Origin of the sequence: Citrobacter sp. TBCP-5362 (assembly GCF_005406305.1) — a bacterium.
Lineage (GTDB): Bacteria > Pseudomonadota > Gammaproteobacteria > Enterobacterales > Enterobacteriaceae > Citrobacter_B > Citrobacter_B koseri.
The window spans coordinates 4,151,986-4,177,288 of record NZ_CP040234.1; the positions used below are offsets into that span (position 1 = coordinate 4,151,986).

Annotated in this window: 19 protein-coding genes and 2 pseudogenes; 12 read left to right on the forward strand and 9 right to left on the reverse strand. The window is 56.9% G+C overall.

Annotated elements, in window-relative coordinates; translation table 11 throughout:
• The first annotated feature begins 5 nt into the window (after positions 1 to 5).
• Positions 6 to 701, forward strand: a complete 696-nt coding sequence (gene alsE, locus FD428_RS19765; RefSeq protein ID WP_114848693.1) for a D-allulose-6-phosphate 3-epimerase — start codon at positions 6 to 8, stop codon at positions 699 to 701.
• Positions 685 to 1,599 carry an allose kinase gene (gene alsK, locus FD428_RS19770; RefSeq protein ID WP_049011255.1) on the forward strand — a complete coding sequence of 305 codons (915 nt, stop codon included), beginning with the start codon at positions 685 to 687 and terminating at the stop codon, positions 1,597 to 1,599. The genes alsE and alsK overlap by 17 nt, the downstream gene beginning before the upstream one ends.
• A 14-nt stretch (positions 1,600 to 1,613) precedes the next feature.
• Here the strand turns inward: alsK and FD428_RS19775 are convergent, their stop codons facing one another.
• Positions 1,614 to 3,884 (reverse strand): hybrid sensor histidine kinase/response regulator, encoded by a 2,271-nt coding sequence (locus FD428_RS19775; protein WP_114848694.1) that lies wholly within the window; start codon positions 3,882 to 3,884, stop codon positions 1,614 to 1,616.
• A gap of 114 nt (positions 3,885 to 3,998) precedes the next feature.
• On the opposite strand from FD428_RS19775, the gene FD428_RS19785 reads away from it, so the two are divergent.
• The 7 genes and pseudogenes from FD428_RS19785 to FD428_RS21970 form a co-directional block, all read left to right on the forward strand.
• The gene (locus FD428_RS19785; protein WP_012134564.1) at positions 3,999 to 5,519 is read left to right on the forward strand and encodes a sugar ABC transporter ATP-binding protein; all 1,521 of its coding nucleotides are present in this window, start codon (positions 3,999 to 4,001) and stop codon (positions 5,517 to 5,519) included.
• Positions 5,516 to 6,511, forward strand: a complete 996-nt coding sequence (locus FD428_RS19790; protein ID WP_047459617.1) for a ribose ABC transporter permease — start codon at positions 5,516 to 5,518, stop codon at positions 6,509 to 6,511. Before FD428_RS19785 ends, FD428_RS19790 begins: the two co-directional genes overlap by 4 nt.
• Before the next feature lie 101 nt (positions 6,512 to 6,612).
• Complete coding sequence (locus FD428_RS19795) at positions 6,613 to 7,554, forward strand: ABC transporter substrate-binding protein (RefSeq protein ID WP_012134567.1); 942 nt, start codon at positions 6,613 to 6,615, stop codon at positions 7,552 to 7,554.
• A gap of 125 nt (positions 7,555 to 7,679) precedes the next feature.
• The gene (locus FD428_RS19800; protein ID WP_024130824.1) at positions 7,680 to 8,360 is read left to right on the forward strand and encodes a D-lyxose/D-mannose family sugar isomerase; all 681 of its coding nucleotides are present in this window, start codon (positions 7,680 to 7,682) and stop codon (positions 8,358 to 8,360) included.
• Between the two features lie 14 nt (positions 8,361 to 8,374).
• Entirely contained in the window at positions 8,375 to 9,235 is an 861-nt protein-coding gene (locus FD428_RS19805) for a ketose 1,6-bisphosphate aldolase (RefSeq protein ID WP_012134569.1), read from the forward strand.
• Complete coding sequence (locus FD428_RS19810) at positions 9,232 to 10,227, forward strand: carbohydrate kinase family protein (RefSeq protein ID WP_096753815.1); 996 nt, start codon at positions 9,232 to 9,234, stop codon at positions 10,225 to 10,227. The genes FD428_RS19805 and FD428_RS19810 overlap by 4 nt, the downstream gene beginning before the upstream one ends.
• A gap of 8 nt (positions 10,228 to 10,235) precedes the next feature.
• Positions 10,236 to 10,418, forward strand: a pseudogene (locus FD428_RS21970) (hypothetical protein); the annotation flags it as partial.
• Here FD428_RS21970 and FD428_RS19815 read toward each other — a convergent pair.
• Positions 10,419 to 11,150 (reverse strand): response regulator transcription factor, encoded by a 732-nt coding sequence (locus FD428_RS19815; protein ID WP_012134571.1) that lies wholly within the window; start codon positions 11,148 to 11,150, stop codon positions 10,419 to 10,421.
• A gap of 289 nt (positions 11,151 to 11,439) precedes the next feature.
• On the opposite strand from FD428_RS19815, the gene fdhF reads away from it, so the two are divergent.
• Both fdhF and yjcO read left to right on the forward strand, forming a co-directional pair.
• A complete protein-coding gene (gene fdhF, locus FD428_RS19820; RefSeq protein ID WP_077956844.1) occupies positions 11,440 to 13,587 on the forward strand; it encodes a formate dehydrogenase subunit alpha in 2,148 nt (715 codons plus the stop codon).
• A gap of 182 nt (positions 13,588 to 13,769) precedes the next feature.
• Positions 13,770 to 14,459, forward strand: coding sequence for a Sel1 family TPR-like repeat protein YjcO (gene yjcO / locus FD428_RS19825; protein ID WP_012134575.1), 690 nt, complete (start codon positions 13,770 to 13,772; stop codon positions 14,457 to 14,459).
• Between the two features lie 103 nt (positions 14,460 to 14,562).
• Here yjcO and gltP read toward each other — a convergent pair whose 3' ends face one another.
• The 7 genes and pseudogenes from gltP to nrfA all read right to left on the reverse strand — a co-directional run bounded on the left by gltP (position 14,563) and on the right by nrfA (position 22,854).
• On the reverse strand, positions 14,563 to 15,876 hold the full coding sequence (gene gltP, locus FD428_RS19830) for a glutamate/aspartate:proton symporter GltP (protein WP_024130825.1): 1,314 nt from the start codon (positions 15,874 to 15,876) through the stop codon (positions 14,563 to 14,565).
• Between the two features lie 346 nt (positions 15,877 to 16,222).
• On the reverse strand, positions 16,223 to 16,954 hold the full coding sequence (nrfG, locus tag FD428_RS19835) for a heme lyase NrfEFG subunit NrfG (RefSeq protein WP_371417113.1): 732 nt from the start codon (positions 16,952 to 16,954) through the stop codon (positions 16,223 to 16,225).
• Positions 16,951 to 19,165: pseudogene (nrfF, locus tag FD428_RS19845) on the reverse strand (heme lyase NrfEFG subunit NrfF). The gene nrfG and the pseudogene nrfF overlap by 4 nt, the downstream one beginning before the upstream one ends.
• An 18-nt stretch (positions 19,166 to 19,183) precedes the next feature.
• On the reverse strand, positions 19,184 to 20,140 hold the full coding sequence (nrfD, locus tag FD428_RS19850; protein ID WP_114848697.1) for a cytochrome c nitrite reductase subunit NrfD: 957 nt from the start codon (positions 20,138 to 20,140) through the stop codon (positions 19,184 to 19,186).
• Positions 20,137 to 20,808, reverse strand: a complete 672-nt coding sequence (nrfC, locus tag FD428_RS19855; protein WP_012134582.1) for a cytochrome c nitrite reductase Fe-S protein — start codon at positions 20,806 to 20,808, stop codon at positions 20,137 to 20,139. The genes nrfD and nrfC overlap by 4 nt, the downstream gene beginning before the upstream one ends.
• On the reverse strand, positions 20,805 to 21,371 hold the full coding sequence (gene nrfB, locus FD428_RS19860; protein ID WP_024130827.1) for a cytochrome c nitrite reductase pentaheme subunit: 567 nt from the start codon (positions 21,369 to 21,371) through the stop codon (positions 20,805 to 20,807). The genes nrfC and nrfB overlap by 4 nt, the downstream gene beginning before the upstream one ends.
• A 46-nt stretch (positions 21,372 to 21,417) precedes the next feature.
• Positions 21,418 to 22,854 carry an ammonia-forming nitrite reductase cytochrome c552 subunit gene (gene nrfA / locus FD428_RS19865; protein ID WP_012134584.1) on the reverse strand — a complete coding sequence of 479 codons (1,437 nt, stop codon included), beginning with the start codon at positions 22,852 to 22,854 and terminating at the stop codon, positions 21,418 to 21,420.
• 435 nt (positions 22,855 to 23,289) lie between these two features.
• Between nrfA and acs the strand changes: the two genes are divergently transcribed.
• Positions 23,290 to 25,248 (forward strand): acetate--CoA ligase, encoded by a 1,959-nt coding sequence (gene acs / locus FD428_RS19870; RefSeq protein WP_012134587.1) that lies wholly within the window; start codon positions 23,290 to 23,292, stop codon positions 25,246 to 25,248.
• Positions 25,249 to 25,303 lie beyond the last annotated feature (55 nt).

A 25,303-nucleotide genomic window follows, 5' to 3' on the forward strand; every position in this document is an offset into this window, starting at 1 on the left:
GGATCATGAAAATCTCTCCCTCTTTAATGTGTATGGATCTGCTGAAGTTTAAAGAACAGATCGAATTTATCGACAGCCATGCAGACTATTTTCATATTGATATTATGGACGGCCACTTTGTGCCGAATCTGACGCTGTCCCCCTTCTTCGTCAGCCAGGTCAAGAAACTGGCGAGCAAACCTCTTGATTGTCATCTGATGGTGACGCGTCCGCAGGATTATATTGGTCAACTGGCGCGCGCCGGTGCGAATTTCATCACGCTGCACCCGGAAACCATCAACGGTCAGGCGTTCCGTCTGATTGACGAAATCCGCCGCCACGGTATGAAAGTGGGCTTGATTCTCAACCCGGAAACACCGGTTGAGGCGATGAAATACTATATCCATAAGGCTGATAAAGTGACGGTGATGACCGTCGATCCCGGCTTTGCCGGGCAACCGTTCATCCCGGAAATGCTGGATAAAATCGCCGAGCTGAAAGCCTGGCGCGAGCGTGAAGGGCTGCATTACGAAATTGAAGTGGATGGTTCCTGCAATCAGGCCACCTACGAAAAATTGATGGCGGCAGGCGCGGATGTCTTTATCGTCGGCACCTCCGGGCTGTTTAACCACGCGGAGAATATCGACGACGCATGGCAAGTAATGACGGCGCAGATCCTGACGGCGAAAAACGAGGTACTGCCTCATGCAAAAACAGCATAGCGTTGTGGCGGGTGTGGATATGGGGGCAACCCATATCCGTTTTTGCCTGCAAACGGCAAGCGGTGAGACTCTGCACTGTGAGAAACAGCGTACGGCGGAGGTGATCGCGCCCGGCGTGGTGGCCGGTATTGCACAGATGATTAGCGAACAGATCGCACGCTACGAGGCGCGCTGCCGTGGTCTGGTGATGGGATTTCCGGCGCTGGTCGGCAAAGACAACCGCACCATCATTTCGACACCCAATTTGCCGCTGCAACCTGAAGAAGTGCATGACCTCGCGGGAAAACTGGAGGATGCGCTGGGCTGCCCGGTCGCGTTTTCCCGCGACGTTAACTTACAGCTGTCGTATGACGTCGTGGAAAACCATCTCACACAGCAGCAGGTGCTGGCCGCCTACCTCGGCACGGGAATGGGCTTCGCGGTGTGGATGAACGGCGCGCCCTGGACCGGAGCGCATGGCGTGGCGGGCGAACTGGGGCACATTCCCCAGGGCGACATGACGCAGACCTGTGCCTGCGGCAATCCAGGTTGCCTCGAAACGGTCTGTTCCGGGCTGGCGCTGAAACGCTGGTACGAACAACAGCCACGGGATTTCGCGCTGGACGCACTGTTTGTCCACGCCGGAGAGGCGCCATTCGTCCAGGCGCTGCTGGAAAGCGCCGCCCGCGCGATTGCCACCAGCATAAATCTGTTCGATCCCGATGCGGTGATTTTGGGCGGCGGCGTGATGGATATGCAGGCTTTCCCGCGCGAACAATTAATTACCCTGATCCAAAAATACCTGCGCCGACCGTTGCCGTATCAGGCCGTACGTTTTATTGCCGCCTCGTCCTCCGCGTTTAACGGCGCGCAGGGCGCGGCAACGCTGGCGCGCTGCCGTTTTCTGTCGTCGCGGTGATATCGCGACGCTTATCAGGCCTGCACATGCGCCGCCCGCAGCGCCTGCGCGAGCTGCGCCCGGGTAAACGGTTTACGCAGCAGCGCCACATCCGGTAGCGCGGGGTTATGCGCCGGGCGTAAATCCTGCCCGCTGATAAGCAGCAGCGTCAGGCGGGGATAATGCTTGCGGGCATGGTTGATCACCTCCACACCGCTCAGACTGCCTGGCAGCATTAAGTCGCTGATAAGAACATCAATCTCGCCGGATGACGCCAGCATCTGCATCGCCTGCTCGCCGTTGGCGGCCTCCAGCGTCAGATACCCCAGCAGATGCAGTTGCTCGCACAACGTCTGACGAACATCCGCCTCATCTTCCAGTACCAGCACCAGTTTCTCGTCGCTGGCGGTACTTTGCACCGCAACCGGCTCCAGGTTTGCCACCGCAGGCGCGATGGCGCGGGGAAGCTGCAATCTGACCGTCGTCCCCTGCCCCGGCGCGCTCTCAATTTCGACACGACCGCCTGACTGGCGCACAAAGCCGTAAACCATCGATAACCCAAGCCCGCTGCCGCTGCCAGTCTGTTTGGTGGTGAAGAACGGCTCGAACACCTGCGCTTTCACCTCCTGCGACATACCGCAACCGTGATCGATCACCTCCAGCGCCACCATATCCTGACGACGTCCGTCACTGCGCGTAACCCGCTGATTCCAGGTGCGGATTTTGATCGTCCCTGTCTGCCCTTCCATCGCATCGCGGGCGTTCATCACCAGGTTGATGATCGCGTTCTCCAGTTGACTGACGTCTATCCATGCGGCCCAGGCGGGCGACTGGGCTTCTATCTCCAGCGTCAGCGTGGCCGGTAGCGAGTGACGCATCAGTTCGCTCAGGTTTTCCAGCAGCGTTTTCAGTTCCACCGAGTGCGGGTGCAGCGACTGTTTACGGGAGAATGCCAGCAGGCGTTGCGTCAGCAGCGCCCCGCGCTCGGCGGCCTTCAGCGCGCGGGTAATGCGCGGCGCATCCGGCGAGTCGGGGCTGACCAGCTCCAGACTGCCGATAATCACCGCCAGCAGGTTGTTAAAATCATGCGCCAGCCCGCCCGTCAGTTGCCCTACCGCTTTCAGTTTCTGGCTGTGCAGCAGCGCCTCTTCCAGCCCCTGACGCTCCGTTCGGTCGATCTCCATCTGGGAGGTCTTTTCTTTCAGCAGGCGGGAGGTGCGCTCCAGCGACGCCGTATTGCGGGCAAAAACGTTAAACGCGCGCGCCAGTTCCCCCAGCTCGTCCCGCCGCTGCAAGGCGGGGACGCTGACATCCGATTCGCCGTGCGCCAGCCGGGTCATGGCGCGCGAAATCGCCGTCAGGTTAGAACCGAGGTTGCGGTAGATATACCACCCGGCAAAGCCGGTAATCACCACCGCCAGCAGGGCGAAGGTCATGATAAACAACGCGCCGGAGCGCAATTCCTGATGGCTTTGCGCCACCCGCTGTTCTGAGATGATCGCCACCTGCGCCGCATACTGATTGATGTCGCTGTTTAAAATCGCCACCAGCGCTTTGATGTGGAACATGTACCAGCTGATGGCCAGGTCGCTTTGCTCCAGCGCCGCCGAGAGCGGTTCAAGTTTGCGTAACTCCTGGTTAAAGTCAGACAGAATCACGTTCACCAGCGGATCGGCATGTTGCTCAGGCAGGTCGCGCATCACGCCATCCAGCTGTTTAATGACGGCGCGCGGCGTCGGCGTTTCGATGGCGGCGCTAATCAGGCGATCCATTTGACTGAACAACGCCGCATCCTGCGCCGCATCAAGCTGTTGCAGATGCCGCAAGTAACTCTGATTCTGATACAGCGAACTCAGCAGCGTATTACGTTCCAGATGCCGCCGCTGCCCGCGCTGCAACATGCCCGCCACGCTGGTCTGCAACTCGTTGCTGCGTTGAATAATGCGGGCCACCAGCCCCGGTTCCTGCTGTGCCAGCGGAGCGGTCGCCAGCTGTTCGAGTGAATGCCTGAGCGCCCGCTGAGTCTCCTGCAACCGCTCCGCTTCGCCCTTGTACTCCAGCGCGCCAACCACCTGCGACAGCCGCACCGCCGCCGTCGCCACGTTCGCCGTATCGCGCGCCAGGTTCATACTGCCGGTCATGTCATCGACGGTTTGCTGCTGCACCTGCTCCTGTATTTGACTCGCATGCTGAAAGCCCAGCACCGCCACGCCGCTCACCATCAGCGTCACCGCCACTACCAGCAGATTAAAAAACAGCAGTCGCCCGCGCGCACTGGCGAAAAAGTGACGTCTGTGCTGCGGCATATCACGCTCCATGAAGAAAAATCGCAATATGACAAATATGAACGGCTTCTGACATTTTGCATTTACTTTCCTGTGATGGAGTGCTGATATCGCTAACCCCGCAGGAGATCCGCCATGAGCAGGACACCGGTTCTGGAGATGCGCAATATTGCCAAAGCGTTTGGCAAATTTTACGCGCTGAAAGGGGTCGATCTGACGGTATACCCCGGTGAAATCCACGCGCTGATGGGCGAAAACGGCGCCGGTAAAAGCACCCTGATGAAGATTCTCGCCGGTGCGTATACCGCCACCAGCGGCGAGATTCTGATCGACGGTCAGCCCTTTCATATTCGTGGGCCGAAAGATGCCCTGAGCGCAGGCATCACTCTGATTTATCAGGAGATGCAGCTTGCGCCTAACCTTACCGTCGCCGAAAATATTTTCCTCGGCAGCGAACTGTCGCGCGGCGGCATCGTGCAGCGTAAAGAGATGGTGTTGCAGGCGCAAAAGGTCATCGACCGGCTCGGCGCGCAGTTTAAAGCCAGCGATCGGGTAATGCGGCTGACCATCGCCGAACAGCAGCAGGTGGAGATCGCCCGCGCCCTGCATCGCAACAGCCGTATCCTGGTGATGGATGAACCTACCGCCGCCCTCTCATCTCGTGAAACCCACCGTCTGTTTGAGCTGATCATGCGCCTTCGCGATGAAGGGATGGCGGTTATCTATATCAGCCACCGTATGGCGGAGGTGTATGAGCTGTCCGATCGCGTCAGCGTCCTACGCGACGGACAGTACGTGGGCAGCCTCACCCGCGACAAACTCAACGCGTCCGAACTGGTGCGCATGATGGTGGGGCGTCCGTTAAGCGACCTGTTCAACAAAGAACGCGACATCCCGCTCGGTAAACCGCGTCTGAACGTTCATCACCTTACCGACGGCGGTAAAGTGCAGCCGTGCAGCCTGCTGGTACGTTCCGGCGAAATCGTCGGCCTGGCCGGGCTGGTCGGCGCCGGGCGTTCCGAACTGGCGCACCTGATTTTCGGCGTGCGTAAAGCCACCGGCGGGATGATCGAGGTGGATGGCGAGCCGGTGGTGATCCACTCCCCGCGTGAGGCCATTGAGCACGGTATTGGCTACCTCACCGAAAACCGCAAAGAACAAGGGTTGTTTTTAGAACTGGCGGCGGCGGAGAACATTACGATGGCGACGCTGGAGCGCGACGCCAACTGGGGGATGCTGAACCGTAAAAAAGCCCAAAGCATCTCCGATGACGCCATTCAGTTGCTCAACATTCGCGTGCCGCATGCCCAGGTTCGCGCCGGAGGTTTGTCCGGCGGCAATCAGCAAAAGCTTCTGATCTCACGCTGGGTCGCCATCGGCCCGCGCATTCTGATTCTGGACGAACCGACGCGCGGTGTGGATGTCGGCGCGAAAAGCGAGATCTATCGCATCATGAACGAAATGGCACGTAAGGGCGTGGCGATCCTGATGATCTCCAGTGAATTACCGGAAATCGTCGGCATGAGCGATCGCGTCTACGTCATGCATGAAGGCAGCATTGCCGGGGAATTGCACAGCCAGGACATCACACAGGAAAACATCATGCGGCTGGCGACCGGCGTAAACGACTCCCACCTTGAGGCGGTGAAATCATGAATAACCCAACCACTCCCCAGCAGGTGGCGAAGTCCGCCTCCGCAAAAAAGATGTTGATGAGCGATCTTATGCAAACGGTCGGTATTTTACCGATTTTAGTGCTGATCGTGGCGGTATTTGGCTTTATCGCACCTAACTTTTTCACTGAAAGCAACCTGCTGAACATCACCCGCCAGGCGTCGATCAACATCGTGCTAGCAGCGGGGATGACGTTCATCATTCTGACTGGCGGCATCGACCTCTCCGTGGGGTCGATTCTCGGCACCACCGCCGTGGCGGCGATGGTGGTCTCTCTGATACCCGAGTTCGCCATGCTGTCGATTCCGGCGGCGCTGATGCTCGGCCTGGGGCTGGGGCTGATTAACGGCGCGCTGGTGGCCTTCGCCGGGCTGCCGCCCTTTATTGTCACGCTCGGCACCTATACGGCGCTGCGCGGCGCGGCCTACCTGCTGGCGGACGGCACCACGGTGATCAACTCCAACATCAGCTTCGAGTGGATTGGCAATAACTATCTTGGCCCGATTCCGTGGCTGGTGGTTATCGCCCTCGCGGTGATCGTGCTGTGCTGGTTCATTCTGCGCCGCACCACGCTGGGCGTACATATTTATGCCGTGGGCGGCAACATGCAGGCGGCGCGTTTAACCGGCATCAAAGTGTGGCTGGTGCTGCTGTTTGTGTACGGCATGAGCGGCCTGCTCTCCGGGCTGGGCGGAGTAATGAGCGCCTCGCGTCTCTACAGCGCCAACGGCAACTTAGGCATGGGGTATGAGCTGGACGCCATCGCGGCGGTGATCCTCGGCGGCACCAGTTTTGTCGGCGGGATCGGCACGATCACCGGCACGCTGGTGGGCGCGCTGATCATCGCCACCCTGAATAACGGCATGACGCTGATGGGCGTCTCTTACTTCTGGCAACTGGTGATCAAAGGGGCGGTGATCATCATAGCGGTGCTGATCGACAAATACCGTACCCGACACCATCAAAGTGCATAGACAAGCTTGCCGGATGGCGGCGCAGGCCTGCCCGTTCGCAGGCCGGATAAGCGCAGCGCCATCAGGCTTATAACAACAATACCCTACGTGAGGAAAAGAGTATGCGTTTGAAACCATTAGTGACCGCGCTCTGTGCTGGCGCGTTACTGGCCGCATCGCCGTTTGTACAGGCCAAAGAACTGAAATCCATCGGCGTGACGGTGGGCGATCTTGCCAACCCGTTCTTCGTGCAGATAACAAAAGGGGCGGAGCTGGAAGCACGCAAACTGGCCGGTGATGGCGTAAAAGTGACGCTGGTCTCCAGCGGCTACGATCTGGGTCAGCAGGTTTCGCAGATCGACAACTTTATTGCCGCGAAGGTGGATATGATCATCCTTAACGCCGCAGATTCAAAAGGGATCGGCCCGGCGGTGAAACGGGCGAAAGACGCCGGGATCGTGGTGGTCGCGGTTGACGTGGCTGCCGAAGGCGCAGACGCCACCATCACCTCTGATAACACCCAGGCGGGCGAAATGGCCTGTAAATACATTACCGATCGTCTGAAAGGCAAAGGCAATGTGGTGATCATCAACGGGCCGCCGGTTTCCGCCGTGCAGAACCGTGTCGAGGGCTGCCAGACCGAGTTCAAACGCCACCCGGATATCAAGGTGCTCTCCTGGAACCAGAATGCCAAAGGCAGTCGCGAAGGCGGGCTGGAAGTGATGACCGCCCTGCTGGCTGCGAATCCGAAGATCGACGGCGTATTTGCGATCAACGATCCGACGGCGATCGGCGCCGATCTGGCGGCAAAACAGGCACAGCGCAATGAGTTCTTTATCGTCGGTGTGGATGGTTCGCCCGATGGCGAAGAGGCGCTGAAGCGTGAAAATTCCCTGTTTGTAGCGACCCCCGCACAAGATCCGCAGGTGATGGCGGCAAAAGCGGTGGAGATCGGCTATGACATTCTACAGGGCAAACCGGCGCCTGGTGAACCTGTACTGATTCCGGTGACGATGATCGATAAAAACAACATCGGCAGCTACAAGGGCTGGACGGTGAAATAACGGAAAGCGGCCTCTGCGTAGGCCCGATAAGCGCAGCGCCATCAGGCAGTAAACTCATGCCGGATGGCGGCAAAAATGCCTTATCTGGCCTACAAGGCTACATCACAATAAGGAGAATTCTTTCAATGAAACGCTCCGAAATAAACGAAATTCTCGGCCACACGCGGCAATTCTTTTCCATGCATGACGTCCACCTGCCGCCTTTCGCCAGCTTTGCCCCATCGCAATGGCGTCAGCTTGATGCCGCCTGGAGCGAAGTATTCGATCTCAGGCTCGGCTGGGATGTTACCGCGTTCGGCGGGACAGATTTTGCCGCTCAGGGACTGACGCTGTTTACCCTGCGCAACGGCTCGCCCAAAGGTATGCCTTATGAGAAATGCTACGCGGAAAAAATCATGCATGTGCGCGACGCGCAGGTTACGCCGATGCATTTCCACTGGCGCAAGCGTGAAGACATTATCAATCGCGGCGGCGGTAATTTAATCGTTGAGCTGTGGAACGCCGACTCCCGGGACCAGACCGACAATACCGACGTCACCATTGTGATAGACGGCTGTCGACAGACCCATGCGGCAGGCAGCCAGCTGCGCCTTTCGCCAGGAGAAAGCATTTGCCTGACGCCGGGCCTGTATCACAGCTTCTGGGCGGAAAAAGGGTTTGGCGACGTGCTGGTCGGCGAAGTTTCTTCCGTCAATGACGATGACCATGACAACCATTTTCTCCAGCCGATCGCCCGCTATAACGACATTGAAGAAGATGAACCGGCGCAACTGGTGTTGTGTAACGAGTACCGCCTGTTCTGCTGAACAAGGAGCACATTATGCCGTTGATTTCTCTTGCCGATGGACTCGACCATGCCCGCAAGCATCGCTATGCGCTGGGGGCGTTTAACGTTCTGGATTCCCATTTTTTACGCGCGCTGTTCGCCGCCGCCAGGCAGGAACGCTCGCCGTTTATCATTAACATTGCCGAAGTCCATTTTAAGTATGTTTCGCTGGACTCGCTGGTCGAAGCGGTAAAATTCGAAGCCGCCCGACACGATATTCCGGTGGTGCTTAACCTCGACCACGGGCTGCATTTTGAATCCGTGGTGCGGGCGTTACGTCTGGGCTTCAGCTCGGTAATGTTTGATGGTTCCACGCTGGAGTATGAGGAAAACATCCGCCAGACCCGGGAAGTGGTGAAGATGTGCCACGCCGTTGGCGTGTCGGTAGAGGCGGAACTTGGCGCGGTTGGCGGCGATGAGGGCGGTGCGCTGTATGGTCATGCCGACGAATCGCTGTTTACCGATCCGCAGCTGGCGCGCGATTTTGTTGACCGCACCGGTATTGATGCCCTGGCCGTCGCCATCGGCAACGCTCACGGCAAATATAAAGGCGAGCCCAAACTCGATTTCCCACGTCTGGACGCCATTCGCCAGCAAACGGCGCTACCGCTGGTGCTGCACGGCGGTTCCGGCATCAGCGATGAGGATTTTCGTCGCGCCATTACGCTGGGCATTCACAAAATCAATTTCTACACCGGTATGTCGCAGGCTGCGCTGGCGGCGGTGGAATCACGGATGACTAACCGCCAGCCGCTGTATGATGAGTTCGCCGAACTGCTGCTGGGCATTGAAGAAGCGATTACCGATACGGTATCGGAACAGATGCGCATTTTTGGCAGCGCGGGGCAGATCTGATGGAACGTAAAGGCATTATCGCGGCGGGCAATATGCTGGTCGACCATGTGCACCAAATCGTACAGTGGCCGGAGCGCGGCTGGCTGGCGGAGATCACCCATAGCGAACGTTCGACGGGCGGCGCGCCGCTTAATGTCCTGCTGACGCTGGCAAAGATGCACACCGGACTGCCGTTGCAGGCTGTGGGATTAATCGGCCAGGACGCCGACGGAGACTACATTATGGCGATGCTGGAGCAGTATCACGTCAATCGCCAGCATGTCCAGCGCACCACGTTTGCCCCCACGTCGATGTCGCAGGTGATGACCGATCCCAGCGGGCAGCGCACCTTTTTCCACTCCCCCGGCGCTAACCGTCTGTTGGATCTGCCCGCGTTCGATGAGCTTGATGCCTCGATGAAGATTTTCCACCTGGGCTATCTGCTGCTGCTCGACAGTCTGGATATGCCGGATGATGACTACGGCACCCGCAGCGCACGGCTGATGGCGCAGATGCATGAGGAGGGCTTTGAGACTTCGCTGGATCTGGTGTCTCGCAAAGGCGATCCGCGCTATCAGCCGCTGGTTTTGCCCGCGCTACGCCATCTGGATTATCTGGTGATCAACGAGCTGGAGGCCGGGGAGTTCAGCGGCCTGGAGATCCGCCAGCCCAACGGCGAACCGCATATTCCGCACATCGCCGCAGCCGCCCGCGAATTGCTGGATGCAGGCGTCCGCCAGCGGGTGGTGATTCATTGCCCGGAAGGCGCCTGGGGCGAAACGCCGGATCAGCCTGGCGTCTGGATACCATCGCAAAAGCTGGAGCAGAGGGAGATTGTCGGTAGCGTTGGCGCGGGAGATGCGTTCTGCGCCGGTTTTTTGTATGGCTGCCACGAAGTATGGCCGCTGGCCGAGAGCATTAAGCTGGCGCACGCCTGCGCGCGGGTCAGCCTGCTGTGCGCCAATGCGATTGATGGCGCGAAAACGCTTGAGGAGTTGCGAACGCTTTTGTAGCCAGTACGCCTGATGGCGCTGCGCTTATCAGGCCTACAAATACCCCGCCACCCCGTAGGCCGGATAAGGCATTTACGCCGCCATCCGGCCGTTGCCTCCGTAGGCCGGATAAGGCATTTACGCCGCCATCCGGCCGTTGCCTCCGTAGGCCGGATAAGGCGTTTACGCCGCCATCCGGCAACTGCGCCTGATTACGCGGCTTTATCGTGGTGCTGCACATCGGCGGCAAAAACATACCCAAGGCCGCGCAGGGTTTTGATCAACGTCGGCTGATGCGGATTGATTTCAATTTTGCGGCGCAGACGCATAATCAACACGTCAATGGTGCGATCAAACACCTCAACGCTGTCGCTATGCGTTAATTCCAGCAACTGCTCACGGCTGAGCACCCGACGGGCGTTTTGCGCCAGCGCCAGCAGCAAACTGTATTCCCCCTGGGTGAGATCCACCGCCTGCTGCTGCGGATTGTGCAACTGACAGCGCGCGGTATCCAGATGCCAGCCATTGAAAGAGAGGCCGGACGTCTGCACGCTTCCGCCTTCGGCGATCAGCACGCCAACCCGACGGAGTACGGCTTTCATCCGCGCCACTACCACGCGCGGGTTAAACGGTTTGCTGATGTAATCATCAGCGCCCATCTCCAGCCCGACCACCACATCCGACTCGCTCCCCAGCCCCGTGAGCATCACCACCGGCAGCGTAGGCCTGATCTTCTGTACCTGCTGCAACACCATCAAACCGTTCGTGTCGGGCAGCATCATATCCAGCAACACCAGCGCAATCTCCGGCTGGGTTTCGACGCACGCCAGCGCAGCCTGCCCGGTATGGCAGACCGTCACCGCAAAAACGTGCTCGTTCAGGACATCCTGCAACAATGCGCAGACCGCCGCGTCATCATCCACGACCAGTATGGCTGGTTTCATCACCCTTCCCCATTTCACATCCCCTACAGATGAGTGTGATTGATTCTGCCCGGAGTGACAGATATTGCGCAGCAGGAGATGCAGGAAACATAACCCTGGTCACACTGCCGGGCCGTCACTGCTTTTCCTGTTCGTCACGTCAAAACTGACGACAGCCTGTTTTTCGTCAGGGTTTTGACCAAATTTTACCCGTAATATCAGGGAAAGACCCCAATAAAAACATGGCATAAAAGATGCATAATGAGGCCGACAGCGCGTATGCGCGATTTGATTAACTGGAGCGAGACCGATGAAAAAAGTCGTCACGGTTTGCCCGTATTGCGCATCAGGTTGCAAAATCAACCTGGTGGTCGATAACGGCAAAATCGTCCGGGCAGAGGCGGCGCAGGGGAAAACCAATCAGGGTACTCTGTGTCTGAAGGGCTACTATGGCTGGGATTTTATTAACGATACCCAGATCCTGACCCCGCGCCTGAAAACCCCTATGATTCGTCGCCAGCGTGGCGGCAAACTGGAATCCGTTTCCTGGGATGAAGCGCTGAACTACGTCGCCGATCGCCTGAGCGCCATCAAAGCGAAGTATGGCCCGGACGCCATCCAGACGACCGGTTCGTCTCGCGGCACAGGTAACGAAACCAACTATGTAATGCAAAAATTCGCGCGCGCCGTTATTGGTACCAATAACGTTGACTGCTGCGCTCGCGTCTGACACGGCCCATCGGTTGCAGGTCTGCACCAGTCGGTCGGTAACGGCGCAATGAGTAATGCGATTAACGAAATTGATAACACCGATTTAGTGTTCATCTTCGGGTATAACCCGGCGGATTCTCACCCTATCGTGGCGAATCATGTGATTAACGCTAAACGCAACGGCGCGAAAATTATCGTCTGCGATCCGCGTAAAATTGAAACCGCGCGCATTGCCGACATCCACATCGCGTTGAGAAACGGCTCGAATATCGCGCTGCTCAACGCTATGGGTCATGTCATTATTGAAGAAAATCTGTACGACCAGGCGTTCGTCGCCTCCCGTACTGAAGGCTTTGAAGAGTACCGTAAGATTGTCGAAGGCTACACGCCGGAATCCGTTGAGGATATCACCGGCGTGAGCGCGCACGATATTCGCAAGGCGGCGCGTATGTACGCCGAAGCGAAAAGCGCCGCAATCCTGTGGGGCATGGGCGTGACCCAGTTCTATCAGGGCGTGGAAACCGTGCGTTCACTGACCAGTCTCGCCATGCTGACCGGCAACCTCGGTAAGCCAAGCGTGGGCGTAAACCCGGTTCGCGGCCAGAACAACGTTCAGGGTGCATGCGACATGGGCGCGCTGCCGGATACCTATCCGGGCTATCAGTACGTGAAAGACCCGGCTAACCGCGAAAAATTCGCCAAAGCCTGGGGCGTGGAAAGCCTGCCAGCGCATACCGGCTATCGCATCAGCGAACTGCCACACCGTGCTGCGCATGGCGAAGTTCGCGCGGCGTACATTATGGGTGAAGATCCGCTGCAAACCGATGCGGAACTCTCTGCGGTGCGCAAAGGGTTTGAAGACCTGGAACTGGTCATCGTGCAGGACATCTTTATGACCAAAACCGCGTCGGCGGCGGATGTTATTTTACCGTCTACGTCGTGGGGCGAGCATGAAGGGGTGTTTACCGCTGCTGACCGTGGTTTCCAGCGCTTCTTTAAAGCCGTTGAACCGAAGTGGGATCTGAAAACGGACTGGCAAATCATCAGTGAAATCGCCACCCGTATGGGCTACCCGATGCACTACAACAACACCCAGGAGATCTGGGATGAGTTGCGTCATCTGTGCCCGGATTTCTATGGGGCGACTTACGAGAAGATGGGCGAGCTGGGCTTCATTCAGTGGCCTTGCCGCGACACGTCGGATGCCGATCAGGGGACGTCTTATCTCTTCAAAGAGAAATTCGACACCCCGAACGGTCTGGCGCAGTTCTTCACCTGCGACTGGGTCGCGCCGATCGACAAACTCACCGAAGAGTACCCAATGGTGCTGTCTACGGTGCGTGAAGTCGGCCACTACTCGTGTCGCTCGATGACCGGGAACTGTGCCGCGCTGGCGGCGCTGGCGGATGAGCCTGGCTATGCGCAAATCAACACGGCCGACGCCGCGCGTCTGGGCATTGAAGATGAAGCGCTGGTCTGGGTTCATTCACGTAAAGGCAAAATTATCACCCGTGCGCAGGTCAGCGATCGTCCGAACAAAGGGGCGATTTACATGACCTACCAGTGGTGGATTGGCGCCTGTAACGAGCTGGTGACGGAGAACTTAAGCCCGATTACCAAAACGCCGGAGTACAAGTACTGCGCCGTGCGCGTCGAGCCGATCGCCGATCAGCGCGCCGCCGAGCAGTATGTGATTGATGAATACAGCAAGTTGAAAACCCGTCTGCGCGAAAGCGCAATGGGGTAATCTGCCGAATGGCGGCATGAGAATGCCTTATCCGGCCTACGACCTGTTTCCACTGTCGGCCTGATAAGATGCGTGAGCATCGCCATCAGACATTTTCCTTGCAACAGCCTCCGCCGGAGGCTGTTTTTTTATCCATACGATCTCTTTATACTGTCTACTCCGTACCCTAAATAAAACTCAAAATGAAACCACTTCTTGCATTGATGTTCTTAATGACATTCTTTGCCCATGCCACCGATACTGAGCCTGGCAGCCAGTATCTGAAGGCGGCGGAGGGCGGAGACCGACGCGCACAGTATTTCCTTGCCGATACCTGGTTCAGTTCCGGCGATCTCAGCAAGGCCGAATACTGGGCGCAAAAAGCCGCAGACAACGGTGATGCGGATGCCTGCGCATTGCTGGCGCAAATCAAAATCACCAACCCCGTCAGTCTGGATTATCCGCAGGCTAAAACGCTGGCCGAAAAAGCGGCACAAGCGGGCAGCAAAGCCGGAGAAATCACTCTGGCGCGCATTCTGGTCAACACCCAGGCGGGGACGCCTGACTATCCAAAAGCTATTTCACTGTTGCAAAACGCCTCAGAAAACCTGGAGAGCGATTCTGCCGCCGATGCGCAGATGCTGCTCGGGCTGATTTATGCCAACGGCGTGGGCATTCCTGCCGATGACGATAAGGCGACCTGGTATTTCAAACGCAGTTCCGCCATTTCCCGTACCGGCTACTCCGAATACTGGGCCGGAATGTTGTTCTTAAACGGCGAACAGGGCTTTATTGAGAAGAATAAACAGAAGGCGCTGCACTGGTTGAATCTGAGCTGTACGGAAGGGTTTGATACCGGCTGCGAAGAGTTTGATAAGTTAACCAACGGGTGAATGTAATATTGCCGGATGGCGGCGCAAGCGCCTTATCCGGCCTACAGACCACAGCTTCCCGTAGGCCGGATAAGCGTAGCGCCATCCGGCAATCTGTCATGAATTACTGATTCGCGGTCTTATCAAATTTGCCCAATACCTCGCGCTCATACGCCAGCGCTTTCTTACGGTCAAACTTGTGTTCCCACTTGGCGATAACCAGCACCGCCAGCGCATTACCCACCACGTTCAGCGCGGTACGCGCCATATCGAGGATACGGTCAACACCGGCGATAAACGCCAGCCCTTCCAGCGGAATGCCCACGCTACCCAGCGTCGCCAGCAGCACCACGAAGGAAACGCCCGGCACGCCCGCAATCCCTTTCGAGGTGACCATCAGCGTCAGCACCAGTATGATTTCCTGCCACAGCGACAGGTCGATACCGTACAGCTGTGCGATAAAGATCGCCGCGATACTCTGGTACAGCGTTGAGCCATCAAGGTTGAAGGAGTACCCGGTCGGCACCACAAAGCTGGTGATCGACGCCGGAGCGCCATAGGCCTCCATCTTCTCGATAATGCGCGGCAGCACGCTCTCAGAGCTGGCAGTGGAATAAGCCAGAATCAGTTCATCTTTCAGGATACGAATCAGAATCCAGACGCTCAGACCGCACAGACGCGCCACGATGCCCAACACCACCAGCGCGAAGAACAGAATCGCGAAGTGTACCAGCAGCACCAGTTTCGCCAGCGGCCACAGCGACGCAAAACCAAAGTTCGCCACGGTAACAGCGATCAGCGCAAACACCCCGACCGGCGCGTAACGCATCACCATGTGGGTCACTTTAAACATGGTTTCTGAGATGGAGCGGAACACGGTGACCAGCGGTTCACGGTGAGTCGCAGGCAGGGAAGACAGACCCAGGCCAAACAGCACCGAGAAGAAGATAATCGGCAGCATGTCGCCCTTCGCCATCGACGCGACAATATTGGTCGGAACCAGTGACAAAATCGTGCCCATCAAACCGTGCGCATGGCTTTGTACTTCCGCCGTCGTGCTTTGGTATTTCGAAATATCCACGGTCGCCAGTTGCGACATATCAATCCCGGAACCGGGTTGAAACACGTTCGCCAGTGTAATACCGAGGATAATGGCGACGGTCGTGATCACTTCGAAATAGATAATGGTTTTGGCACCGATACGCCCTAACTGTTTCGCATCGCCGACACCGGCAATACCGACAATCAGGGTGGAGATAACAATCGGAACGACGATCATTTTGATCAGATGGATAAAGATATCGCCCGCCGGTGACAGCAGGTTGGCAACCAGCCATTCGCGGCTGTCGCTGTGATAATGCAGATAACTGCCCAGAAGAATACCCAGCACCATGGCCAGCAAAATCTGCCAGGCCAGGCTGATTTTCAAGTTTTTCATAACAACAGACTTCCTCAATGAAGCGCCGTTCTGCATTCAAAAAAGGATGAGAACAGTACATACTGAAAGGGTATGAATTGTGTTGCGTTCGTTTGTGGAGTTTTTTAACGCGCATAATCAGTACCATTTGCATGGCATACTGCGCAACCCTTTCAGAACAGGGCATCTAACTGATTTTATGCATAATAACGCGAGTTTATCGCGATCATCATGAATAACTATTTGTTATGGAAAGATTTTTATTTCCTCAAAAACGAATAATACCTTTCTGGAATTATTTTAACGCCACCGTTCATTCGCTTACTTTTTAAACAGCAAAAACGACACAAATCACAAAAAAACAAAATTATTTCTGACGATTCTGCAACAACTTCGCCATATTAATAGCGTCAATGAGTTGCACGCGATTAACCCTTGGCGAGTTTAAATCCAGTAATTTTTGCCAGAATGCGATGGCCTGCACATAATCAGCCTGCATAAACGCATCAGCGGCCAGCAGCATTAACGCGGTGACTTCCGAAGCATCAAGCGCCAGCGCTTTATCGATCATTTCACGCGTTTCCGGCGTCATATGCTGCCCGGACTGGTAATAGCGCACCGTCGCCAGCGCCGAATAGATCTCCGCGTTCTCTCCCCGCAGGCGCAGCGCCTGCTGATACGCCAGCAGAGCATTGTCATAGGCATTACGCCAGAGGTAGTACTCGCCCAGCGTCGCCCACTGCGCGCTGTCCTGCGGGTTTGCGCGAATCGCCGCCTGCAACGTCAGCAACTGCTTTTCCGCCGTCGGTTCATCGGTAAACGCCCGCAGCGGATCGGCCAGACGCTGCTGCTCCTGGCGAACGGCCTGCCATTTTGACGACGCCAGATAGCCGCCGACGCAAGCCATCACCATGACGATCGCAACGGCCAGCAGCGCTTTCACCGGCAGCGGGCGCGACGGCGCGTCCGAAGCCACAGGCTCCGCCAAATCATGATGCAATTCCTGTTGTAGCGGCGCCGTGTCCTGACCCGCCAGCGCCTGCTGCGCCTGGCGCTGGCTGTGACGCAGCAGCAGTACGCTCACCTGATGCAGACTCATTCACGCCCCTCCTCTTTACGCTGACGCGCTATCACTCGCCACAGCGCCACGCCCACCAGCAGCAACAGCAGGAAAGGCAGCGCCCACAGCAGCAACGTTTGCCCGGTTAGCGCCGGGTTGTAGAGGACGAACTCACCGTAGCGTTCGGTCATCCAGGCGGTGATTTCCTCTTCGCTTTTACCTTCCGCCACCATGGTATAGACCTGATGGCGCATACTGACCGCTACCGGCGCGTTGGATTCCAGCAAGTTTTGATTCTGGCACTGCGGGCAGCGCAGCTGGCTGGCAATAAATAGTGATTTTTCCTGCTGTTGCGCGTTTTCAAAGCGCCAGGTGTCCACAACCTGGGCATGCGTTGCGAAGGTGATGAAAAACAAAATGATAGCCAAGAGTAAACCTATTCTGCCGGATGGCGCTGCGCTTATCTGGCCTACAATGTGTTGCGCACCCCGTACGCCGCCATCCGACAACGCGTTGATTAATTTACTCATCACGCTTCCTCCCACGCCAGCCGCTGAGCGCCGCGCCTGCAATCATCAACAGCCCTCCGCCCCAGATCCAGCGCACGCCGGTCTGGACATACAGGCGCATGGCATAGCGATCCTGCCCGGTTTTTTCGCCCATTACCGCATACCAGTCATGCAGCAGATTCCAGCGAATCCCCGGCTCCATCATCTGCTGACGGCGCGCCGCGTAAAAACGCCGCTCTGGCGTGACGCGCCCGATGTGCCGTTTATCCTGCTCAATGGCGATCTGCGCTTTCTCAGTGGTGTAATTGCCTTTCGCCTCCAGATCGAGACGTTCAAAACGAAACGTGTAGCCTGCCAGTTCCACCTGCTCTCCGGGGCGCAGATTAAGGCTGATTTCGTGCCGACTGCCGCTGGAGAAAATAATCCCGGCGGCGACAACCAATACGCCGGTGTGCGCCAGCAGCGCCGGAAGCTGACAACGCACAGACACTTTCCGGCTTCTGATTGTCGCCAGTACAATAACTAACATCATCAGCAGCCCAAACGGCAGCGTGGCGCGATTAAAATAGGGCGCGCCGACGGAGAGTCGCCCCCAGCCGAACAGGCCGTAAATCATCGGATAGAGCGTCCCGATAAGCACAATCAGCAGCACGGCGCTAAAAAGCAGCAGCGCGGCCAGAATCATCATCTCACGCGACCAACTGCCAAAACGCGCATTCTGGCGGACTTGCTGGCCTCGCCACGCGTACAACCCGAGCGACGCCAGGCTCAACACGGTAAACAGCGCGAACAGCGGCACCGCACGCACGTTATCCAGCGCAAAGGCATGGACAGAAACCAGAATGCCGGAGCGCACAATCAGCGTGCCCAGCAGGGATAAAATCAGCGTCAGAATCGCCAGCAGCAAAGACCAGTGGCGGAAGATGCCGCGCTGGCGGGAAACGAACAGGCTGTGCAGTAGCGCGCTGGCGGAAAGCCAGGGTAATAAAGAAGCGTTTTCCACCGGGTCCCAGAACCACCAGCCGCCCCAGCCCAGTTCGCAGTACGCCCACCACGACCCGAGAATGATGCCCAGCGTCAGCGCGCACCAGCCGGGGAGCGCCCAGCGCCAGCAGACCCAGGCGGTGGCCGCGCTAAAGCCGCCGCGCAGCAATGACGCCAGCGCAACGCCCGCTGCGACCATCAGGCCGCCATAGCCCAGATAAAGCAGCGGTGGATGGAGAATCAGCCCCAGGTGTTGCAGCATCGGATTGAGATCGCGTCCCTCAATCGCGGGCGGAAAGATACGCACGAACGGGTCCGACCAGACCACGACAAACAGCAGCAGCAGGGCGGTCATCATCGACAGAATACAGAGCGTTAGCGGAAAGAGCGCATCGCGCTCGCCTTTGCACCGCCAGGCGAACAGCGCGCTCCAGCCGGAAAGGAACAGCACCCACAGCAGCAGCGATCCTTCATGACCGCCCCACACCGCCGCCAGTTTTAATCCCCACGGCAGCAGGCTGTAGCTATGCTGTGCAACGTAGACAACCGAAAAATCGCTGGTAAGAAAACAGAAAACCAGAATAGCGAACGCCAGTAATAACAGCGCGAATTGCGCCAGGACGCCGATTATCGCCAGACGTCTGATGCCCTGCCAGCGCTGGCGCAACCCCACCAGCGTGGCAAGTGGGGTCAACACGTTGACCCCAAGACTCAGTAATAATGCCAGAAAACCGGCTTCAGGAAGGAATACGTCCAGAGATCACCCTGCCTAAGCTCACGCGACCGTTAGCTGTCCCGCATAAAGAATGAAAAAGCGCAGCAGCAGGACACCGGTCAGGCTGGCGCCGCATACCGCCAGCACGCCGTGAAACGTCGAACCGCGATTCGCCCAGGGCTTCAGCAGCATTGGCACAATCAGCCCCAGCCCCGCGACGCCAAGCCAGAACCACCATGTCCAGAATCCGCCGCCCAGCGCCGCAGTCAGCGCGCGCATTTTACCGTCATCGCCCAACGCCAGCCCAACGAAGAACGCCGCCAGCAGGAAGATTTCCAGCCAGACGACCGGCGTTTCCATGCGATGCACAAAATGCGCTTCAGTGCTGTGCGGATTGCTGCGATGACGCAAGGCCATCGCAATCAGCGCCACCGCCGCCCCGGAAGAGATCCCCGAGAACAGGAACAGCACCGGCAGGATCGGGTTATTAAGGAACGGATAGGACTTCAGCGCCGACAGCAGGAAGCCGGTATACGCCCCCAGCAGTACCGCCAGCACCAGCATTACCGTCTCAAGCAGGCGATGGAACGGCGTCAGCAACGTCAACGCTTTTTGCACCATCCCCAGACGCGGCAACCAGCGCTGTTGCAGGGCAAGCACCTCTTTTTCAAAGATTTTCGCCAGCCACAGAACCAGCACCACCATATAGAGCTGGAACAGCATGACACCCATCGACATCACCGACGTGAAGCTGTAGTGGAACATCAGTTTCCAGAAGGTCCACGGGCGCGTCAGGTGAAAGATCAGGATCAGCAGGCCAAGAATAATTGCCCCCGGCCCCACCACCAGCGTCGTACGCAGCAGCGTGCTGTCCGCCCCGCCCGCTTCCGGGTGAATGCGGCGCAGCAAAATAGCCAGCGTCACTAACCCGGCAGAAATACCAATCAGAAACAGATAGATGGCGATGGGCCAGTCCCACACCAGCGATTCAAAATGGAAAGCAGAAGTGTGCGTCATTGGCTCACCTCCCCAAATTTAAAGGGAACGCGGTAGACCTTCGGTTTCGTACCCAGCGCCAGCTTGTAGCGGTAGGTGGTTTTCTGCCGCAGCAGACGAGAGATATCGCTGTTGGGATCGTCCAGGTTGCCAAACGTCAGCGCCTTTGTCGGGCAGGACTCGACGCAGGCGGGCAACTTACCCGCTTTCAGGTTGGTTTTCCGGCAGAAATCGCACTTATCCGCCGTCTTGCTGACCGGATGGATAAAGCGTACGCGATAAGGACACGCCGCAATGCAATACTGGCAGCCGACGCACAGATCCGGGTTCACATCGACGATACCGCTGGCGGCATCGCGGAATGAGGCCCCGGTCGGGCAAACATCGACGCAGGGCGCATGATCGCAGTGCTGGCACGAATGACGGAAGAATTGATACTTCACGTCAGGAAACGTCCCCTGCGGCTCGCTGCGGATAATCGTCAGACGCGACACGCCCTCCGGCACCTGGTTCACTTCCCGACAGGCATCCATACAGGCGGTACAGCCGATGCATAATGACTCATCATGCACCATGCCGTAACGCACGCCGTTGATATTCAACGTTTTCGCCACCACGCGTCCTGCTGTTCCGCTGACCGCCACCAGCGCGCCGACGCGGGTGATAAACTGGCGACGAGAGCAACTCATGGATGCTCCTTAAGCAAGGGAACGGACGCCGGGTTAAAGTGCGGATTGGTACGCTGATCGCTGTGGCAATCGACGCAAATCTTAATCCGTCCTTTCTCATTGAGCGTCTGCATCGTATCTTGCTGTGGATGCAGCGAGTGACAGCTGGCGCACGCCACTTTGGTCACATGGACATCATGCGGCCAGAACGCTTTTTGCAGCTGCTCAGGCAGGTGGCAGGACATACAGACGCTGTTCTGCTGCTCTACCGTATACATCGGGTCGTTAAAGCGCATCACATCTTTCACCCCTTCGCGGTGTTTAGGCGATGGCTGACCGTGACAGTTGGTGCACGTAACCGGCAGCTTGTTGTTCGGGTTAACGACAGAAGCGTGCTTACCGTGCATACCCTCGGTATCCGGCTTGTGGCAATCCAGACAAGCAGCATCTGGATTACGCTGCTGGGTGACCGTCCAGCGTTGCTCTGAGTCCTGCGGCGTTGGGGTAGCGGTTATCCCACACAGGCTCCAGAACAGACCTGACGCCAGCACCCCAGCAGTTAATAACGAACGTAATACGCTCATATTCACTCCGTTGAGTTATCCGCCTCTTACGAGGCGGAATGTGGGGTTATTGGCTTAACAGACCGTTTTTACGCGCCTGATCTTCCCATTGCGGAATCACCGTCTTGATGAAGTCCTGCTTCTCGGCGTTGATTTGCTGCATGTTCAAACCAATCGCTTTCTGGGCTTTCTCTTTGGTGGAGATATCCGGCAGCGGGATTTCATGAGTGATGCCTTTACTGCCCAGCAGACGCACCAGTTTGGTACGGGCATCCGCCGCTTTATCCATCGCGCCGCCCAGCATACGCAGACCTTCATCCGGGGCATGCATATGGATGCCGTGCGAGGCAATCGCCAGATCCCAGCGCCACTGCGCATGACGAATATCGTCCAGAATCGGTTTCATTTCCGCTTCTGTCGCGCCCGCATCCCACGCTGCTTTCGCTTCGAAATGCGCGTGTACTAACTGATCTTCAACCTTGATTTTCAGGTCATGAATCGCCTGTTTACGCTCAGCAACCACTTTTTGCAGGGAGGCTTTATCCTGGGTGTGGCAGTTGGCGCAGGTCTGGGCGAAGTTATCAAACGGGTTGCCAATCTTATGGTCGGTGTAGAGTTTGCCTTCGGCGTTCTGCACTTTCGGCATGTGACAATCAATACAGGTCACGTTGTTCTTGCCGTGAATGCCCACGCTCCAGGTTTCATATTCCGGGTGCTGCGCTTTCAGCATTGGCGTTTTCGACAGCGGGTTTGTCCAGTCAGAGAAGGCGATGGCGTCGTAATATTTCTCCATATCCTCGACTTTTGTTCCCTCATCCCACGGGAATTTGACGGCTTTGTTTTTACCGTCAAAGTAGTACTCCACATGGCACTGCCCGCACACCATAGATTGCTGGTCAAAACGGCTGGCTTTATCAAACGGTTTGCCGATGGTTTCCATCGCGCGCTCGGCATAAGGACGGGAGAGCGTTAACGCTGGTTTGCCTTTGGCGAAATCGTCTGAGGCGGTGTTATGGCAGTCGGCGCAGCCCAGGGCATTGACGATTTCCGGGCCGCCGCGCGCCCATTTACCGTGGAAGTAGCCGTCTTCGCCATCTTTCTGGATCAGACGCGCCACATCCGGGCTTTTACAGCTCCAGCAGGCCATCGGCAATGGGCCATCTTCGGCATTTTTCGGTGCGCCGGTACGCAGGGTTTCACGCACATCGGTAACCGCATAAGCGTGCCCGCGCGGCTTATTGTAGTCACGCGAGAAGGGGTATCCCGCCCACAGGATCACCAGACGCGGGTCTTCTGCCAGCGCATCTTCACGCGTTGACTGTTCTGACGTCGCTTTCCATGAGAGATATTGATCGGGATGCTGAGGGGCGAAGGTTTCATTCTTCGCTTCAACGGTGACGGTCTTTGCGGGAACGGACGTTTGTTCAGCGTATACAGAGGAAATGAAAAAAAACGGTAATATCAGGCTGAAGAAACGGCGTGCGCGTAATATTGTCCTTGCCATAGAGGTCTCATCCAGATTGCGCCATTGCCTTCAATGGCGGTTCTTTATTTTGTTTTTCCACAACAGCAACCGCACGAATACTGTCATGACATTGCTCCCCTCTATGTGTAACAAAAAACCCCATTAAAAATGTTGTCTTTAATCAATTGTAAGTGCATGTAAAATACCACTTTAGAGTTATACCACCCTCCTTAAACCTACTCCTTTCGTTAGCATTCGACGCGGATCACTTTTTCAACAACTCGCCTGTAACTGCATGTTATCGCGGGTATTAATCCATTTTTGCGAGATTCCTTCAAAAATCACTTTGCCGTTTATTTGCACAGTTCCGTTATTGCGTGATCTGCCGCGCAAATACTAAACAAAACTGCCAAAGCCCCTACATTTAACTTTTGTGAGACATATTATTAACATCTTACAAGGAGAACAAAAGCCATGAGCCAAATACATAAACACGCTATTCCCGCAAACATTGCGGATCGTTGCCTGATAAACCCGGAGCAGTATGAGGCGAAATATCAACAATCTATTAACGAGCCAGATACCTTTTGGGGTGAACAGGGAAAGATTCTCGACTGGATTACACCGTATAAAAAAGTGAAGAACACCTCCTTTGCGCCCGGCAACGTGTCGATTAAATGGTATGAAGATGGCACGCTGAACCTGGCGGCAAACTGCCTTGACCGCCATCTGCAAGAAAACGGCGACCGTACCGCCATCATCTGGGAAGGCGATGACGCCACCCAGAGCAAACACATTTCATATCGCGAATTGCATCGCGATGTTTGTCGTTTCGCCAATACGCTGCTGGAGCTGGGCATTAAGAAAGGCGACGTCGTGGCTATTTATATGCCGATGGTGCCGGAAGCGGCGGTGGCGATGCTGGCCTGCGCGCGCATTGGCGCGGTGCATTCGGTGATCTTCGGCGGCTTCTCGCCGGAAGCGGTTGCCGGGCGAATCATCGACTCCAGCTCACGTCTGGTGATCACCGCCGATGAAGGCGTGCGTGCCGGACGCGGCATCCCGCTGAAAAAGAACGTCGATGATGCGCTGAAAAACCCGAATGTGAACAGCGTTGAACATGTGGTGGTTTTAAAACGTACTGGCGGGAAAGTCGACTGGCATGAAGGCCGCGATCTGTGGTGGAGCGACGTGATTGAGAAATCCAGCGCTGACCATCAGCCGGAAGAGATGAATGCGGAAGATCCGCTGTTTATCCTCTACACCTCCGGTTCAACCGGCAAGCCAAAAGGCGTGCTGCATACCACCGGCGGCTATCTGGTCTATGCCGCCACCACCTTTAAGTATGTCTTTGACTATCACCCGGACGATATCTACTGGTGTACCGCAGACGTAGGCTGGGTGACCGGGCACAGCTACCTGCTGTATGGGCCGCTGGCCTGCGGCGCAACCACCCTGATGTTTGAAGGCGTGCCAAACTGGCCGACGCCTGCGCGGATGGCGCAGGTGGTGGATAAGCACCAGGTTACTATTCTCTACACCGCCCCAACCGCTATTCGCGCTCTGATGGCGGAAGGCGATAAGGCGATTGAAGGCACCGATCGCTCTTCGCTGCGCATCCTCGGTTCCGTCGGCGAACCGATCAACCCGGAAGCGTGGGAATGGTACTGGAAGAAGATCGGTAACGAAAAATGCCCGGTAGTGGACACCTGGTGGCAGACCGAAACCGGTGGATTCATGATCACGCCGCTGCCCGGCGCGACTGAACTGAAAGCCGGTTCCGCCACGCGTCCGTTCTTTGGCGTGCAGCCCGCGCTGGTGGATAACGAAGGCCACCCGCAGGAAGGGGCGACCGAAGGCAATCTGGTGATTACCGACTCCTGGCCGGGTCAGGCGCGTACCCTGTTCGGCGATCACGAGCGTTTTGAGCAGACCTACTTCTCTACCTTCAAAAACATGTATTTCAGCGGCGACGGCGCGCGTCGTGATGAAGATGGTTACTACTGGATCACCGGGCGCGTCGATGACGTACTGAACGTTTCCGGCCATCGTCTGGGCACGGCGGAGATTGAATCCGCGCTGGTGTCGCATCCGAAGATTGCCGAAGCCGCGGTGGTCGGTATTCCGCACAACATCAAAGGCCAGGCCATCTACGCCTATGTCACGCTGAATCACGGCGAAGATCCGTCGCCGGAGCTGTATACCGAAGTACGCAACTGGGTACGTAAAGAAATTGGCCCGCTGGCAACACCGGACGTGCTGCACTGGACAGACTCACTGCCGAAAACGCGTTCCGGCAAAATCATGCGCCGTATTTTGCGCAAAATCGCAGCGGGCGATACCAGCAATCTGGGCGATACCTCAACTCTCGCCGATCCTGGCGTGGTCGAGAAACTGCTCGAAGAGAAGCAGGCCATCGCAATGCCTTCATAACCCTAACCGTGAAATGCCCGATGGCGCGCTGCTTATCGGGCCTACAGGTTCAACA